12 protein-coding genes, 2 tRNA genes and 3 rRNA genes are annotated in these 16909 nt (G+C 45.8%); 8 read left to right on the top strand and 9 right to left on the bottom strand.

Annotated features, from left to right (window positions below; translation table 11 throughout):
* Positions 1-10: 10 nt before the first annotated feature.
* The 3 genes from gigB to ACT6PV_RS11160 all read right to left on the bottom strand — a co-directional run bounded on the left by gigB (position 11) and on the right by ACT6PV_RS11160 (position 2660).
* A complete protein-coding gene (gene gigB, locus ACT6PV_RS11170) occupies positions 11-526 on the bottom strand; it encodes an anti-anti-sigma factor GigB (protein ID WP_445116421.1) in 516 nt (171 codons plus the stop codon).
* A gap of 113 nt (positions 527-639) precedes the next feature.
* Complete coding sequence (gene gigA / locus ACT6PV_RS11165; RefSeq protein WP_445116420.1) at positions 640-1608, bottom strand: RsbU family protein phosphatase GigA; 969 nt, start codon at positions 1606-1608, stop codon at positions 640-642.
* Positions 1609-1742: 134 nt separating this feature from the next.
* On the bottom strand, positions 1743-2660 hold the full coding sequence (locus tag ACT6PV_RS11160) for an MlaA family lipoprotein (protein WP_445116419.1): 918 nt from the start codon (positions 2658-2660) through the stop codon (positions 1743-1745).
* Positions 2661-3245: 585 nt separating this feature from the next.
* On the opposite strand from ACT6PV_RS11160, the gene ACT6PV_RS11155 reads away from it, so the two are divergent.
* From ACT6PV_RS11155 to rrf, 5 genes are all read left to right on the top strand, one after another.
* A 16S ribosomal RNA gene (locus ACT6PV_RS11155) occupies positions 3246-4784 on the top strand.
* A 61-nt stretch (positions 4785-4845) separates the two neighbouring features.
* A tRNA-Ile gene (locus tag ACT6PV_RS11150) sits at positions 4846-4922 on the top strand.
* A gap of 48 nt (positions 4923-4970) precedes the next feature.
* Positions 4971-5046 (top strand) — tRNA-Ala (locus tag ACT6PV_RS11145).
* 466 nt (positions 5047-5512) lie between these two features.
* Positions 5513-8404: ribosomal RNA gene (locus ACT6PV_RS11140) — 23S ribosomal RNA — on the top strand.
* A gap of 175 nt (positions 8405-8579) precedes the next feature.
* Positions 8580-8694: ribosomal RNA gene (rrf, locus tag ACT6PV_RS11135) — 5S ribosomal RNA — on the top strand.
* Together the 16S, 23S and 5S rRNA genes with 2 tRNA genes alongside form the textbook arrangement of a ribosomal RNA operon.
* A gap of 627 nt (positions 8695-9321) precedes the next feature.
* Here rrf and ACT6PV_RS11130 read toward each other — a convergent pair.
* Entirely contained in the window at positions 9322-9645 is a 324-nt protein-coding gene (locus ACT6PV_RS11130) for a DMT family transporter (protein WP_445116418.1), read from the bottom strand.
* On the opposite strand from ACT6PV_RS11130, the gene ACT6PV_RS11125 reads away from it, so the two are divergent.
* Both ACT6PV_RS11125 and ACT6PV_RS11120 read left to right on the top strand, forming a co-directional pair.
* A complete protein-coding gene (locus tag ACT6PV_RS11125; RefSeq protein ID WP_445116417.1) occupies positions 9605-9982 on the top strand; it encodes a helix-turn-helix domain-containing protein in 378 nt (125 codons plus the stop codon). The genes ACT6PV_RS11130 and ACT6PV_RS11125 overlap by 41 nt on opposite strands.
* Entirely contained in the window at positions 9979-10509 is a 531-nt protein-coding gene (locus tag ACT6PV_RS11120; RefSeq protein WP_445116990.1) for an IS630 family transposase, read from the top strand. Before ACT6PV_RS11125 ends, ACT6PV_RS11120 begins: the two co-directional genes overlap by 4 nt.
* Here ACT6PV_RS11120 and ACT6PV_RS11115 read toward each other — a convergent pair.
* The 5 genes from ACT6PV_RS11115 to ACT6PV_RS11095 form a co-directional block, all read right to left on the bottom strand.
* Entirely contained in the window at positions 10496-11209 is a 714-nt protein-coding gene (locus ACT6PV_RS11115) for a DMT family transporter (protein WP_445117100.1), read from the bottom strand. The two genes, ACT6PV_RS11120 and ACT6PV_RS11115, sit on opposite strands and share 14 nt — an antisense overlap.
* A gap of 311 nt (positions 11210-11520) precedes the next feature.
* Positions 11521-12264 (bottom strand): amino acid ABC transporter ATP-binding protein, encoded by a 744-nt coding sequence (locus tag ACT6PV_RS11110; protein WP_445116416.1) that lies wholly within the window; start codon positions 12262-12264, stop codon positions 11521-11523.
* Between the two features lie 13 nt (positions 12265-12277).
* Entirely contained in the window at positions 12278-12955 is a 678-nt protein-coding gene (locus ACT6PV_RS11105; protein ID WP_445116415.1) for an amino acid ABC transporter permease, read from the bottom strand.
* A 2-nt stretch (positions 12956-12957) separates the two neighbouring features.
* Positions 12958-13800: an amino acid ABC transporter permease gene (locus ACT6PV_RS11100; RefSeq protein WP_445116414.1), complete on the bottom strand. Its 843-nt coding sequence runs from the start codon at positions 13798-13800 to the stop codon at positions 12958-12960.
* A gap of 97 nt (positions 13801-13897) precedes the next feature.
* Complete coding sequence (locus ACT6PV_RS11095) at positions 13898-14788, bottom strand: amino acid ABC transporter substrate-binding protein (RefSeq protein ID WP_445116413.1); 891 nt, start codon at positions 14786-14788, stop codon at positions 13898-13900.
* A 493-nt stretch (positions 14789-15281) separates the two neighbouring features.
* On the opposite strand from ACT6PV_RS11095, the gene ACT6PV_RS11090 reads away from it, so the two are divergent.
* Positions 15282-16733, top strand: coding sequence for an RNA polymerase factor sigma-54 (locus tag ACT6PV_RS11090; RefSeq protein ID WP_445116412.1), 1452 nt, complete (start codon positions 15282-15284; stop codon positions 16731-16733).
* Positions 16734-16909 lie beyond the last annotated feature (176 nt).

The raw sequence follows: 16909 nt of genomic DNA, 5'->3' as shown, positions 1-16909 counted from the left end.
ATGACTGGGCTTACTTGCCTGCTGATACCGGTTCCATGGTGTCCTGTTGTTTTTCAAGCTGTTTGACCAGGGGTTCAAACATGTTCTGATTACTCTGGTTGAGTTTCATCAGGGTTTTGTGTGCATCGAGTACGGTACACAGCATGTTGTTGTGAGTGATATTGTCATCAATCAGTGTCCGGGTACATACGGTTGGATCACTGCAATAATTCAGGATGACAAAAACCTGCCCGAGCCCCATGCTATTGGCCAGCGTAGTGATATCGGGATTGGTAGATAACATGACAGCCTGGATATGGTGAACCTGTTTCAGCTTTAAGCCTAACTTTGCCAGAATACCTAAAACTGTGCTGTCGATAAATGTGGTTTCGGTTAAATCAACAATGGCGCCAATGACGTTTTCCTGTTGTTCAATCCTTGCCAGTAGTTTGTCCAGACTTATACAAGATTGGGCACGCACTTCACCAATAAGTTTAAAAATATGCGTTCCATTCAAGCTTGCATATTCAACATGACCTGTTGACATATAAATGCCATTTGCAGAGAAGGATGGCAAAATTATCCCATAGCCGAACATGATTCTCAAGTATCCAGTAACAATAGAATCATCGGTGTTGAGGTATGCTTTTGATTATAAAATTAATTCATTCTTCTTAAACTGAGAATGGCGATATCATCCGGCACATGATCCGGTGTCTGGAAGGACTGATTTTGCAGGTGAAAAACCAGTTGTGAAAATTGTTCATTCAGACCGCCATCAAAGGGTTCAAGTGCACCATCTGAACAAATGATGAACCGGGCCTGGTGGGTCAGGGAACATTCATACTCTTCAACTTCCAGATTTTCAGTCAGGCCCAGTGGAAAACTGCTGGTGTTCAGTATCCTGGGGGGCTGACTGGGCTCAAGAATGATGGGCGGAGGATAATGACCGGCGCTGGACCATGTTAAAACATGCGTTTCCAGATTCAGGACACCGGCAATCATGGTAATGTGTTTTTCAATATTTTCCTGAACCAGCATGCCATTCAGCTTTGTAATCAGTTCACGGACTGTTTTTGCACGGCCATGGAAAGCAGCCATCCATGAAGTCAGCAAGGAGCTTGCCACACCGTGGCCGGAAACATCGGCCAGGTAAAAAAGTACTTCCTGATCACTGATTTTCCAGTAATCGTACCAGTCTCCGGACAAATAAGCGGACGGTTTAAATAAGGCTTCAACCTGATAATTCTGTAATTCCACCGGATTGGGCAGTAATTTTTTTTGCAGTGCCGCCGCGGTAGGCAAGTCACGACTGTCCTGATTACGTTTATATTGTGCATCAATCCTGGAAAGTGCATGCTCAGGATGGTCTGGAAGGTGATCCCATATCCAGCCGGCAAGCGCACCTGATTCCCATGCCTGGGAGAGTGCAGCCCCCTCATTTTCACCAGCAATGACCACGGTGGGCAAATGCCATTGATGCTGCAAATAATCATGAACATCCGCAATTACAATAATGGTTGGATCATAAAGATGGATATTTTCGATATGAATCATTTGCAGGCCTGGAAGTGCATTCAGTATCTGATCTGAATTCGGGATGTCACGGGTGGGCTGAATGAAATACATAAAGTTGATCAGTGATTCCTGAGTGATTGATTATCAAGGCAAGATATGAATAGTAGATGTACTATAGATCACAGGATTTTGCCAGCAAATGACTGCAATTTGCTGGCAATTAAGTTTAACAAAATATGTGAAAATTACTGACCGGAGCCGGTAGGTGTACCCTCAGTGCTGTCATCTTCGTCATCATCAACAAATGAAATTGCCTCAGCACCCTTGCCTTTTTTCTCGGCAATCTGGAAATTTTTCCGTTGCAGATAAATGTCACGGATGGCGGAATATCTGTCTCCCTGAAGCACATCTTCCACATCCAGCAGTTGTGCACGGGCATCTACACCACGCCATAACTGTTCAGACCAATACAAACCATTCTGATCATCCAGAATGTATTTCTGTGGCCGGGCCTGGCTGTCTACAAGCAAGCCAAAGCCGTCACGGAAAGTACTTGGACCCAGAATCGGCAACATCAGATAGGGACCGGACGGCACCCCGTAATAGCCCAGGGTTGTACCAAAATTCTCCTCTTCCGGTGTCATGCCCAGTCGTCCGGCCGGGTCTGCCAGTCCCAGTGAAGTAACGGTATTTACCGTAAAACGCCCCAGAGTTTTGGCTGCACGACTAAAACGGCCCTGTATCACCTGGTTGACGGCATTCCAGGGTTCCATCAGATTTTTTTTGAAAGAACGGTAAGAACCACGAACTTCGGTCGGCACTTTTTTTACATATTGAACAGCCAGTGGGCGGGCAACATATTGATCCAGCTTATCGTTGAACACATAAATTTCACGGTTCAGGGGTTGTAATGGATCTTTAATGCTATCGGACTGTGCTGCATTGGCATTGACCTTCAGGTCATTGACTTTAATATTTTTGAGGTCTGTCAGGGCTTTCAGGCGGGGATGTCTGGCAGATTGCTGAGAATCATTTTCACCGATGGGTTGTATTGTTGTCTGAGCCTCGGAACTGGTTTCTGCTGTCGATAAGTCCTGAGCAAAAACTTGAGATGTAAAAACAGGAATAAGCATGCTTGCCCATAATAAAGTAAATCGATGCATAATAAAGTCCTGAAATTATACAAAAAAAGGGGGTTGCCTGAAATTATAGCAAAGGAATAGATCAGAGTTTATTCTATCAGCTGTTAAAGTCTAAGTGTTATTCAGGCAATTTTGATGAAAATATGTGAACAACCATAATATACGCCGAAAAAAACAGCGTTTGGTATGCGGTGTTAAAAAAAAGAGTTGCGAGTTGGGGATATTGGCCTATAATGCGAATCCTGAGTTGGTGTCATTGTATAAAACATCTTATAAATCAGATGCTTGATTTGGTTATTGGGATTCCTGAAGGAATTTTATGTGCTGAACCTGCTGAAGATTGAACAGATAAAAAGATGACAGCATATATTGACTTTCTGCAGATAGCGAGTAATATAGCCGACCTGTCCTGATGCTGCTGAGGCATTGGGTTGATCATTAAGAGCTTATGAAGAACAACTTGTGTGGATTTTCACTGATTGATTGATCGAAATATTATCATTGATTGATTGGTTTAAATTACTCGAAGTTTATTTGAGAGAATTTGTCAGTAATTGATGAGCCGGAATTGGCACCTTGTCTTTAAATTAAGGTGCAAAATGATTTTAACTGAAGAGTTTGATCATGGCTCAGATTGAACGCTGGCGGCAGGCTTAACACATGCAAGTCGAGCGGGGGATGTTGCTTCGGCAACTGACCCAGCGGCGGACGGGTGAGTACAACTTAGGAATCTGCCTGTTAGTGGGGGACAACGTTTCGAAAGGGACGCTAATACCGCATACGCCCCAAGGGGGAAAGGATGGGATCACTTGTGACCATTCGCTAACAGATGAGCCTAAGCCGGATTAGCTGGTTGGTGGGGTAAAGGCCTACCAAGGCGACGATCCGTAGCGGGTCTGAGAGGATGATCCGCCACACTGGGACTGAGACACGGCCCAGACTCCTACGGGAGGCAGCAGTGGGGAATATTGGACAATGGGGGGAACCCTGATCCAGCCATGCCGCGTGTGTGAAGAAGGCCTTATGGTTGTAAAGCACTTTAAGCGGGGAGGAGACTGCATTGGTTAATAGCTGATGAGAGTGGACGTTACCCGCAGAATAAGCACCGGCTAACTCTGTGCCAGCAGCCGCGGTAATACAGAGGGTGCGAGCGTTAATCGGATTTACTGGGCGTAAAGCGTACGTAGGCGGCTGATTAAGTCGGATGTGAAATCCCCGGGCTCAACCTGGGAATTGCATACGATACTGGTCGGCTTGAGTATGGGAGAGGATGGTAGAATTCCAGGTGTAGCGGTGAAATGCGTAGAGATCTGGAGGAATACCGATGGCGAAGGCAGCCATCTGGCCTGATACTGACGCTGAGGTACGAAAGCATGGGGAGCAAACAGGATTAGATACCCTGGTAGTCCATGCCGTAAACGATGTCTACTAGCCGTTGGGGCCTTTGAGGCTTTGGTGGCGCAGCTAACGCGATAAGTAGACCGCCTGGGGAGTACGGTCGCAAGACTAAAACTCAAATGAATTGACGGGGGCCCGCACAAGCGGTGGAGCATGTGGTTTAATTCGATGCAACGCGAAGAACCTTACCTGGCCTTGACATACTAAGAATCCCGTAGAGATACGGGAGTGCCTTCGGGAATTTAGATACAGGTGCTGCATGGCTGTCGTCAGCTCGTGTCGTGAGATGTTGGGTTAAGTCCCGCAACGAGCGCAACCCTTTTCCTTACTTGCCAGCATTTCGGATGGGAACTTTAAGGATACTGCCAGTGACAAACTGGAGGAAGGCGGGGACGACGTCAAGTCATCATGGCCCTTACGGCCAGGGCTACACACGTGCTACAATGGTCGGTACAAAGGGTTGCTACACAGCGATGTGATGCCAATCTCAAAAAGCCGATCGTAGTCCGGATTGGAGTCTGCAACTCGACTCCATGAAGTCGGAATCGCTAGTAATCGCGGATCAGAATGCCGCGGTGAATACGTTCCCGGGCCTTGTACACACCGCCCGTCACACCATGGGAGTTTGTTGCACCAGAAGTAGCTAGCCTAACTGCAAAGAGGGCGGTTACCACGGTGTGGCCGATGACTGGGGTGAAGTCGTAACAAGGTAGCCGTAGGGGAACCTGCGGCTGGATCACCTCCTTAACGAAAGATTGACGATTGGTGAGAATTCACAACAGGTTGTTCTTCATGACGATGTATCTGAGGGTCTGTAGCTCAGTTGGTTAGAGCACACGCTTGATAAGCGTGGGGTCACAAGTTCAAGTCTTGTCAGACCCACCACTACTGACGCAGTACGGAAAATCAGACACATTGACTTATTGATAAGTCGGGGACTTAGCTTAGTTGGTAGAGCGCCTGCTTTGCACGCAGGAGGTCAGGAGTTCGACTCTCCTAGTCTCCACCAGAGTTTCGGATCAGCAAAGCAACGCTTTGCCGAAACGCAAGACAAGCAGCTATGCTGCGCGTAGTATTTGATTTTACATGACAGTGAAAGAAAAATATTGCAGGAAGCTGTGCTTCGCGCAGGCACCCATTTGAAAGACAGGATTGATTATGGAATTTAATGAACATTCAGTTTATTAACTTCTGTGATTCATCACGGATACCTACCTGCTGACGAGGCGGTAGTGAATCATTAACAGCATATATTTGAGTTGAAATAATTGTTTGGCTTATTTTATGAAGTTTTAACAGAGAACTGTTGATGCTGAATGGAATGAGCACTAGCGAACAAACTGAATCAAGCGTTTTGGTATATGAAATTGATTGAAGCTGTACAGTGATTGAATTCACAGGCCACAAATAGTAGCGATGAATAATCGCACGGACAACACTCACTTGTAGGTGTTGACGACTGTTTGGGGTTGTATGGTCAAGTAATTAAGTGCATGTGGTGGATGCCTTGGCAGTCAGAGGCGAAGAAAGACGTGACAGCCTGCGAAAAGCTCCGGGGAGGCGGCAAATATCCTTTGATCCGGAGATATCTGAATGGGGAAACCCACTTACCATAAGGTAGGTATCGCATGATGAATACATAGTCATGCGAGGCGAACGGGGGGAAGTGAAACATCTCAGTACCCCCAGGAAAAGAAATCAATTGAGATTCCCTGAGTAGCGGCGAGCGAACGGGGAACAGCCCATAAAGTGATGCATGTTCTAGCGGAATGCTCTGGGAAGAGCAACCACAGAGGGTGATAGTCCCGTACACGAAAGGGCATGCATGATGAAGACGAGTAGGGCGGGGCACGAGAAACCCTGTCTGAACATGGGGGGACCATCTTCCAAGGCTAAATACTCCTGACTGACCGATAGTGAACCAGTACCGTGAGGGAAAGGCGAAAAGAACCCCTGTGAGGGGAGTGAAACAGATCCTGAAACCGCATGCATACAAGCAGTGGGAGCCGACTTGTTCGGTGACTGCGTACCTTTTGTATAATGGGTCAGCGACTTATATTCAGTAGCAAGGTTAACCGTCTAGGGGAGCCGTAGGGAAACCGAGTCTTAATAGGGCGCATAGTTGCTGGGTATAGACCCGAAACCAGGCGATCTATCCATGAGCAGGCTGAAGGTCAGGTAACACTGACTGGAGGGCCGAACCCACTGTCGTTGAAAAGCCAGGGGATGACTTGTGGATAGGGGTGAAAGGCTAATCAAGCCTGGTGATAGCTGGTTCTCCCCGAAAGCTATTTAGGTAGCGCCTCGGACGAATACCACAGGGGGTAGAGCACTGTTTCGGCTAGGGGGTCATCCCGACTTACCAAACCGATGCAAACTCCGAATACCTGTGAGTACTATCCGGGAGACAGACTGCGGGTGCTAACGTCCGCAGTCAAGAGGACAACAATCCAGACCGCCAGCTAAGGCCCCAAAATCATGGTTAAGTGGGAAACGATGTGGGAAGGCACAGACAGCCAGGAGGTTGGCTTAGAAGCAGCCATCCTTTAAAGAAAGCGTAATAGCTCACTGGTCGAGTCGGCCTGCGCGGAAGATGTAACGGGGCTAAAACCATGTGCCGAAGCTGCGGATTTGACTTATGGTCAAGTGGTAGGGGAGCGTTCTGTAAGCTGATGAAGGTGTGTTGAGAAGCATGCTGGAGGTATCAGAAGTGCGAATGCTGACGTGAGTAACGATAAAACGGGTGAAAAACCCGTTCGCTGAAAGACCAAGGGTTCCAGTCCAACGTTAATCGGGGCTGGGTGAGTCGACCCCTAAGGCGAGGCCGAGAGGCGTAGTCGATGGGAAACTGGTGAATATTCCAGTACTTCTGTGTAATGCGATGAGAGGACGGAGAAGGTTAGGTCAGCCTGGCGATGGTAGTCCAGGTGAAAGGTTGTAGGCATGTATCCCAGGCAAATCCGGGGTGCTTTATGCTGAGAGCTGACATCAAGTAAGTTTTACTTACGAAGTGGCTGATACCCTGCTTCCAGGAAAAGTCTCTAAGCTTCAGTTACACAGGAATCGTACCCGAAACCGACACAGGTGGTCAGGTCGAGTAGACCAAAGCGCTTGAGAGAACTCTGCTGAAGGAACTAGGCAAAATGGTACCGTAACTTCGGGAGAAGGTACGCTGCTGACGGTGACGGGACTTGCTCCCTGAGCTGTTGGCAGCCACAGAAACCAGGCCGCTGCAACTGTTTATTAAAAACATAGCACTCTGCAAACACGAAAGTGGACGTATAGGGTGTGATGCCTGCCCGGTGCTGGAAGGTTAATTGATGGGGTCAGCGCAAGCGAAGCTCCTGATCGAAGCCCCAGTAAACGGCGGCCGTAACTATAACGGTCCTAAGGTAGCGAAATTCCTTGTCGGGTAAGTTCCGACCTGCACGAATGGCATAATGATGGCGGCGCTGTCTCCAGCAGAGGCTCAGTGAAATCGAAATCGCTGTGAAGATGCAGTGTACCCGCGGCTAGACGGAAAGACCCCGTGAACCTTTACTGCAGCTTGACACTGAACTTTGACCTTACCTGTGCAGGATAGGTGGGAGGCTATGAAGATTGGACGCCAGTCTGACTGGAGCCATCCTTGAAATACCACCCTGGTAATGTTGAGGTTCTAACTCTGTCCCGTTATCCGGGACGAGGACCGTGTCTGGTGGGTAGTTTGACTGGGGCGGTCTCCTCCTAAAGAGTAACGGAGGAGTACGAAGGTGCGCTCAGCGTGGTCGGAAATCACGCGTAGAGTATAAAGGCAAAAGCGCGCTTGACTGCGAGACCCACAAGTCGAGCAGGTACGAAAGTAGGTCTTAGTGATCCGGTGGTTCTGAATGGAAGGGCCATCGCTCAACGGATAAAAGGTACTCTGGGGATAACAGGCTGATACCGCCCAAGAGTTCATATCGACGGCGGTGTTTGGCACCTCGATGTCGGCTCATCTCATCCTGGGGCTGAAGCAGGTCCCAAGGGTATGGCTGTTCGCCATTTAAAGAGGTACGCGAGCTGGGTTTAGAACGTCGTGAGACAGTTCGGTCCCTATCTACCGTGGGCGCTGGAAATTTGAGAGGATCTGCTCTCAGTACGAGAGGACCGGAGTGGACGAACCCCTGGTGTACCGGTTGTGACGCCCGTCGCATCGCCGGGTAGCTATGTTCGGAAGGGATAACCGCTGAAAGCATCTAAGCGGGAAGCCCACCTCAAGATAAGATTTCCCTTGAACTTTATGTTCACTAAAGATCCGTTCGAGACCAGGACGTTGATAGGCTGGATGTGGAAGCACGGTGACGTGTGAAGCTGACCAGTACTAATTGATCGTGAGGCTTGACCATACAACACCCAAGCGGTTGTTTATGAGGCATTGATTGATTTCATGAAAAGGATCAAAGTTAATTGATTCAGTTAAAAAGCCGGATACAATATTCAACTCAGATATTCTGTTAATACTCTTTTGGCTGAAAGCTGTGGCATTTAAATAAGACCGCAGTGAGTATCCATAACAGTTGTGCTGGCGACCATAGCGAGAGTGAACCACCTGATCCCATCCCGAACTCAGAAGTGAAACCTCTTAGCGCTGATGGTAGTGTGGGGTTACCCATGTGAGAGTAAGTCATCGCCAGCTCATTATTTCAACACCCCGATCTCTAACCAGATCGGGGTGTTTTTTATGTGAAAAGAGAGTAAAAAGAGTATAAGAAATGGCAGGTGATGGACGATATAGTCAAACCATCTAATTACTCATACATGTGATTTGATTCAAACTATTGATTATAAATGAAACATATATTTTTTTATGAACTTTTAGAAATTATTGGTTATCAATGAGTTTCTTGTACTTTTGAATCATAGATGCTCGTTCTACCGTGGGGCGACATGGATGTCGCCGTTGGCGGACTTGCGCTGCCTTCAAAGCAGTGCTTTATAGTTGCTCAGGACGCTACCCCTCGCCCAACATGAGCAAAAACAAAGCACAGCTTTGTTTTTGCAGCGCAAGGTTTGGCATCCCCTGGGAAAAGTGAGGCAGCGCCTACGCAAACTTATTCAAACTTTCAAAGCAAAATGTGGCAATGAAAGCTTTTTTATCATCAAACAACTCGTTTCCTCATACAATTGATTTAATTGAAAATATTAATCAAGAGAAATTATATTCATGTGTATGAGTTTTTTGACAGGTTGACTATAGTAACTGCAACTCTTTGCCCTCACGAAGGCCCAGAGTGATGGATGTAAGCTTTTCAGGCTCATAAGCTCACTCTTTTAACTTAATGTTATGTTGATTAATCTGCTGTATCTTTCTGGATTGATTGCAAATAAATACGCCCAGAATTACCACACCTCCACCCAGGATCATGGAATGGCTTATTGTTTCCTTGAGTAATAACCAACCGAAGAAAACACCAAAAACAGGGACTAAAGATACAAATACTCCAGCGGATGAAGCGCCAATTTTATCTATTGCAGAATAATATAACGTATAGCAAAATGCATTTTTTGAGCTACAATGGGTAAAGTCCTTTAAATTGCTTATCCATATGCCAAAGATATATTCAGAAGATTTACGCCGGAAAGTCATGGAATTCTACCGAAAGAGTGGTCATAAATCGAATACCTGCACAACTTTCAATATCGCCCGGACAACACTGGATGACTGGATTCTGCTTGAACAGCAGACAGGACAGCTGGCTCAGCCTAAACTTGTCAATGTCGGCAGACCTTCAACCATTAAGGATCTGCCTGCTTTCAAAGTATTTGTTGAAAATACAAAGTTCTCACAGGCAAAAGACCTGGTTCCACTTTTTAAAAACCAGTTCGGATATGCAGTTTCCTATGATGTCATACTGGCAACACTTCATAAGCTGGGATGGACGCATAAAAAAAGAGTTTCCTCTACAGGCAGGCCTGTCAAATAAGCAGAACTGTATTTCAGTGGATTCTTCCTCAGTGGGAACAGGAATATGGCAGGGAAAATATTCTGTATATCGATGAATCAGGAATCAATACAACTGACACAGCAGAATATGGATGGTCCATTAAAGGAAAACGCTGTCAGGATTTAAAGTCAGGCGGTCATGGAAAAAGAATGAGCATGATCAGTGCCGTGAGATCGAATGCACCCTACAGCTTTTTGTCACCCCTGGTTTTTCAGGGTTCATGTGACAGACATTTATTTACAGGGTGGCTTGATTATTTATTTCGGAATTTACCCGGGTCAGGGTATCTTTTGATCCTGGACAATGCATCCATTCATAAAGGCCGGGAAATAGAACAGCTTGCTGAAACGTATAATGTACGGATCGCCTATCTTCCGGCATATAGCCCTGATTTAAATCCGATTGAACAGGCATGGTCTGTACTGAAAAGGAAAGTCAGAAATATTGTGAGTCAGCAGAATATTTCCATCTGTGAGGCTCTGGATATCGGATTTAAAGAAATGTAGCTCTTAATTTGCATGTGGCTATATAAGCGAGCGCTGAACCAATGGAGCCCAGAAATAACAACATGGATAATGACTGGTGGTCCAGGATTGCCAGGTCAGATTGTATTTGAGTGGGATTGGAAAGGTTGAGTAGAAGCAGAATAATCGTTCCAATAATGGCTGAGTAGTATACGGCATGGATTGAACCTATGACAGGCACAACTTTTTTTGAAAATACTGTATAGATCCCCCAGCTTAAAACCCCTCCAAAAATCCATAGTTCTCCGATAAAATGATTATTCATATGGACAGCGGAGGGATCTTTTGAGCTGATGACGATATAACATCCCAAAATACAACATAAAATCCCCAGTATTTTATAGCCATTAAGGCTCTCTTTCAGAAAGAGGAAGGAGAGTAGGGCAATGACGGCTGGGTTCATTGCGACAATGAGTGATGCACTGGAGGCTGGAATCAGGTTCAGACCTTTAAAAAAGCAGATGTTATAAATCACAATTCCAAAAATACCCAATAAAGTCAGCCACAGCAGGTCCGATGCTTTTATTTTGATGATCAGACTTTTACCCATTATGATGATTAACAGTGATAATGAAATTGAAGCGATAAAAAATCGGATAAAAGAAGAAAACAAGGGGGATATGCCGGGATCAACTAACCTGCCTGCAATAAAAGTTCCGCCCCATATGGCAGCAACTACAATAAGTTTTGAATAGCTGATGAAGTTCTTGATTTAATAACTGGATGATTGGAATATATTCGTTTATTTGAAAAAATGCGAAAACTCACTCATTCATACTGGCTTTATTCCCGGTTTAAGATTCATACCTGACATTTGTTCCGATATGTTCAATGTATTATTGTGATCGTATTTAAAAAGGTAAAGAGATGGTTAATATCTGTATTGCTGCATAAATAATTAACCCGATGATTGATCCAATCTATTTTTGGGTTAAAATTTATACAGCTTACTTGAAATCATGGTTTTATATTATGCTGATGTAAAAAGCCTGACTAATGTACCATCGAAATTTTTTCCAGGAAGTGTTTTGTCCTTTCATGCCGTTCTTCAGGCTTATTAAAGAAATCATCAGTTGCACAGTCCTCCAGGATTTTGCCCTGGTCCATGAAAATTACCCGGTTGGAGACCTTGCGGGCAAAGCCCATTTCATGGGTGACACACATCATGGTCATGCCTTCTCTGGCCAGGGTGCTCATTACTTCCAGTACTTCTCCGACCATTTCAGGGTCAAGTGCAGAGGTGGGTTCATCAAACAGCATGCAGACCGGGTCCATACATAACCCTCTGGCAATGGCCACGCGTTGTTGCTGACCGCCTGAAAGCTGTCCCGGGAATTTGTCCTTATGTGCCGATAAGCCGACACGATCCAGGTATTGCAATGCTTTTTTCCGGGCTTCGTCTTTTGATCGATTCAACACCTTGAGCTGCCCAAGGGTTAAATTGTCCAGCACTGTCATATGGGGGAACAGTTCAAAATGCTGGAATACCATGCCTACACGTGCACGGAATTTTGCCAGGTTGGTTGTGGAATCTTCCAGTGAAGTGCCATCGACAATAATATTGCCTTTCTGAAAAGGCTCAAGAGCATTCACGGTTTTGATGAGTGTGGATTTTCCTGAACCGGAAGGGCCACAGACCACAACCACTTCGCCTTTTTCAATGGATGTGGTGCAGTCAGTTAACACCTGAAAATCTCCATACCATTTTGAGATATGTTGTATTTCTATCATCGGCATATCGATTCTCCAATTATCGTATTATTGCTATTTTTTGATGCAAACGTTTCACCAGGCGTGAAAGTGCAAAGGAAATACAGAAATAAATGACAGCAACAATCAGATAGAAGGTCGCTTTTGTTTCTGAACCATAGGTGTTGGCCAGGGTGTTTGCATTCCCCAGGAAGTCGGGTGCGCTGATGACATAGACCAGGGAAACGTCCTGAAATAGCACAATGGATTGTGTCAGTAGTACCGGCAGCATGTTTCGGAATGCCTGGGGTAAGACCACACTGGACATGGTCTGGCCATAGCTCAACCCCAGTGCATAACCTGCATTGACCTGTCCCCTGGAGACAGACTGGATGCCTGAGCGAACGATTTCCGAGAAAAAGGCCGCTTCAAAAATCGCAAAGGTCACCACACTGGAAAACAGGGGGCCGTAGTAGGTACTGGACTGGAATTCAAAAAACTTGGGCAATAAGAAGTAAAAAATGAAAATGACCTGTATCAGGGGAACGCCGCGGAAGAAATCCACATAGAATTTGGCAAAACTGCTTGCGGCTTTATTGCCTGAGAGTCGCATCATGGCCAGTGGTGTGCCAATGAGAATCCCGCCAATGATGGATAAAACCGTAACCGTAATCGTAAATTTGAATCCGGCCAACAGTGCTGAGACAACATCGTGATTTTGTAATATGCTGAAATCCATGATTATCTATCTCCCGAGCCCAGTCCGGGCACGGACATGCGTTTTTCGATCCAGGCCATGAGGTATTTAATACAGTAAGTGATGATCAGATAAACTGGTGTGGAGAGGACCAGAATAACAATATCCTGTGAGGTTTCTTCACGCATGGTTTTGGTGTATGCAAAGAAATTCAGGATGCTCAGTGCAAACAGAACAGCCGAATTTTTAAATACATTCATTGCTTCAGAAGTCAGCGTTGGCCATACAATACGATAAGCCACAGGCAGAATAACGTAGCGATAGCTCTGGTTCTGGGTCAGGCCAATGGCATAGGCTGCATTTTTCTGTCCGGTGGAAACGGTATTGATCCCGGCGCGGACCTGCTCGGCAATTCGGGCTGCGGTATAGAGGCCCAGTGCAAAAACACCAATAATGGCAGGGTTGTCATTCAGGATGTTCTGCCACCAGCCGCCATGAACCATTTCACCACTGCCGGTACTCATACTGAGTGGTAATAACTCGGGAAACACAAATGCCCAGAAGAATAACTGTACGATTAGCGGGATATTGCGAAACAGCTCAACATAGCAGGTGCCAATAAACGCCAGTGGTTTATTGGGCATGGTGCGGATAATGCCGATCAGTGACCCCAGAATGAATGCAACGGCAAAAGCTGCAATGGCTGTCCAGACCATGGTCCACACACCGGACGCCAGTAATTGCAGCCAGGTGGGCGCATCTGCTACAGGGGAATAGCTTTCCCCCCCAATTGCATGGCAGATTGATTCCGCCCAGGCGGCCTTGTCCAGGCTGTATTCATTGGAAGGGAGGCAAAATGCTGTCCAGTTCAGTGAGCCTGTTGACATGCGTGCTCCTTATATTTTTATCATTTTTAAATGTTTTATGGACCGGAACATGGTCATGTCCCGGTCCATAAGCAGTGGTTTTACTCAGTATGCACGATCAGTTAATGCCGGCATCTGTTGGTTTGGCTTTCAGTTTCAGATATGAAGTGCTCATTGGCATATTCAGATTGACATTTTTAGGTGGAATGGCTGACTGGAACCATTTTTTATACAGGGTTGCCATCTGTCCATTGTTCCACATGGTGGTGACGACACGATCGGCAATTGCCTTGTAGGCTACATCACCTTTTGGAAGCATGATACCGTATGGTTCAGATGACAGGACGGGACCAACGATTTTATAGGCTTTAGGGTCGGATGATTTGGCAATCAGGCCGGCGAGAATATTGTCATCCATAACGAATGCCGCAGCACGGCCGGAAGTCACCATTGCAAATGAGTCAGAATGGTCTTTACCGTAAACGTTGTTGACATTCACTTTCTGACCTTTCTCATTCATTTTGATGTATTTGTCTGAGGTGGTTCCCTGGGTGGTCACCACAGCCTTACCGTTCAGATCCGCAATGGATTTAATTGGTGAGCTGGCTTTGACTGCCATACGGACTTCAGTGGCATAGTAGTTGGTTGAAAAAGACACCTGTTGCTGACGTGGGATGGAGTTGGTGGTAGTGCCACATTCCATGTCAATATTCCCGGCCAGCATTTCAGGGATGCGGGTGGATGAAGTCACAGCCTTATACTGCACCTTAAGGTCTGGCATTTTCAGGGATTTTTTCAGCTCATTGGCAAAATTGTTACAGATGTCAATGGCATATCCCATAGGCTTACCACCTGAGACATATGAAATCGGATCTGAAGACTCACGATAACCAATGGTGACTTTACCGGTCTGTTTAATCTTTGCAAGGGTATCTGCTGCCTGAACCTGTGAAAATGCACCACCCGCCATTAAAATTCCAAGGCACATTGTCAATGTTTTTGTAGACATCGTCTTCATCATGAAGTCTCCGTTTTACTATTATTAATAAATGATCAGTTTCCTGGATTGAATTCTGCTCTGTCTAATTGTGTGGGCTCCATGTCTCATTCAAAAGAGGATGATCCTTCATGGTTTCCTCATTTATTTTTATACTTTCGCTTTGTATAAGTAAAGAATAAAAAATAATTAATTCAGATAAGCTCCGGTTGTGCTTCTGCTGTGGTATGGGCTGGACAGTACTGCTTTTACTGGCAGGATTGGTGTGGAGTGAGCACTTTTGTGGTTATATCTTTTTGAAATACAGTGTGATTTTTCAGCATTTTCCGGGTTAAAAATATGCAGCCATGTCATGGGATCAGTGTGACTGGTTCTGTAGGGGAAATGGCAACAGCACATAATTTCTTGAGTTTTTACTGTAAAAATTTGATTGGCTATGCTATATAAAGCCTGAATAGGCATAAATTTTGCTTGTAAATATCCGCCTTGAGGGAAGGTTCTGTTTATGAAGTTATCGGTTGGTCTGAAAGTTGCAAATTCGTTGTCGCTCACACCGCAACTGCAACAAGCCATTCGATTGTTGCAGTTGTCGAGTCTGGAGCTTGAACAGGAAATACAGGTTCAGCTGGACAGTAATCCACTGCTTGAAAAAGTGGAGGATGAAAATGCGCCTGAAAGTCTGGACAGCATACAACAGGATCAGCAGGAACAGGAATTATCGGAATCGCTGAATGCCGATCATTTGCCGGATGAACTCCCGGTCGATACAGACTGGGATGATGTGTATACGCATCAGTCCACTGCCATGGAACGTCCTGGTTTTGAAGAACGCGAAGATAACCGCCAGGGACAGACTTCATTAAAGGAACACATGTTGCAACAGGTCAACCTGCTGCATTTTTCACCTGTGGATAAGCTGATTGCCTATTGCATTGTCGATGCGCTGGATGACAAGGGTTATCTGGAGGCTGAAATTGAGGAAATTATTGAATCGGTACAGCATCTGTTAAATCAGATGGATTATGAAATTGATGTGGAAAAAGATGAAGTGCTGGTGGTGCTCAAGCATATTCAGCGACTGGAACCGGTTGGGGTGGGTGCACGCAGTCTGGCGGAATGTCTGTACATTCAGGTTGACTCTCTGCCTGTTACTACTGTGTTTCGCAGGGAAGCCATGTTGTTGCTCCATGATTATGAATTACTGATTTCCAATGATCTGAACCGATTGATCAAACAGACCGGGCTGAATGCAGATCAGCTGAAATCTGCAGTGGAGTTGCTCAGGACATTGAAGCCTTATCCCGGGCTTGAATTTGAAGATAAAGAGTCAGATTATCAGGTGCCGGATGTAGTGGTTTTTAAAAAGAATGACACCTGGCATGTTCAGTTGAATCCGGATGTGGTGCCTAAGCTGCGGATTAATTCGTTTTATTCCGGAATGATCCGCCGGGCTGATCGCAGTGAGGATAATCAGTATCTGCGGAATCAGATGCTGGAAGCCAGGAATTTTATCAAGAGTGTCGACGAGCGCCATAAAACCCTGTTGAAAGTGGCAAGCTGTATTGTCAGGCATCAGCGGGAGTTTCTGGAAATTGGTGCTGAAGGTATGAAACCGCTGGTCCTGCGGGAAGTCGCCGAAGAAGTTGAACTGCATGAATCCACTGTTTCCAGGGTGACCACCAGTAAATTTCTGCTGACCCCGCGCGGCTTGTTTGAGCTGAAATATTTTTTTTCCAGTCATGTGGGAACCACGACCGGTGGAGAAGCGTCTTCCACAGCAATCCGTGCCAAGATTAAAAAACTGATTGCCGATGAAAATCCGCGTAAGCCTCTGTCCGATAATATTATTGCCAGTATGCTGAAGGAAGGTGGCATTGATGTGGCCCGGCGGACCGTTGCGAAATATCGTGAATCGTTACATATTCCATCATCTTCTGATAGAAAAGTCTTGATCTGAATTTTAAAGTGTGACTATTCTAGGGGTTCATTATGACGAAATAATGAATCTCTTTTTTGTTTATTTGGAGTGGCTGAAATGATTGCATGATGCTGTAAAAGCAGAATTTCCCGAAAAGGGATCTGTCATGACATTGTTTCAGCTATGATTGGTCACATCCTGAAAAAGGAGAGGGA

The sequence above is a fragment of the Acinetobacter sp. WZC-1 genome (genome assembly GCF_052544965.1).
This window is presented reverse-complemented; position numbering and strand designations above follow the sequence as displayed.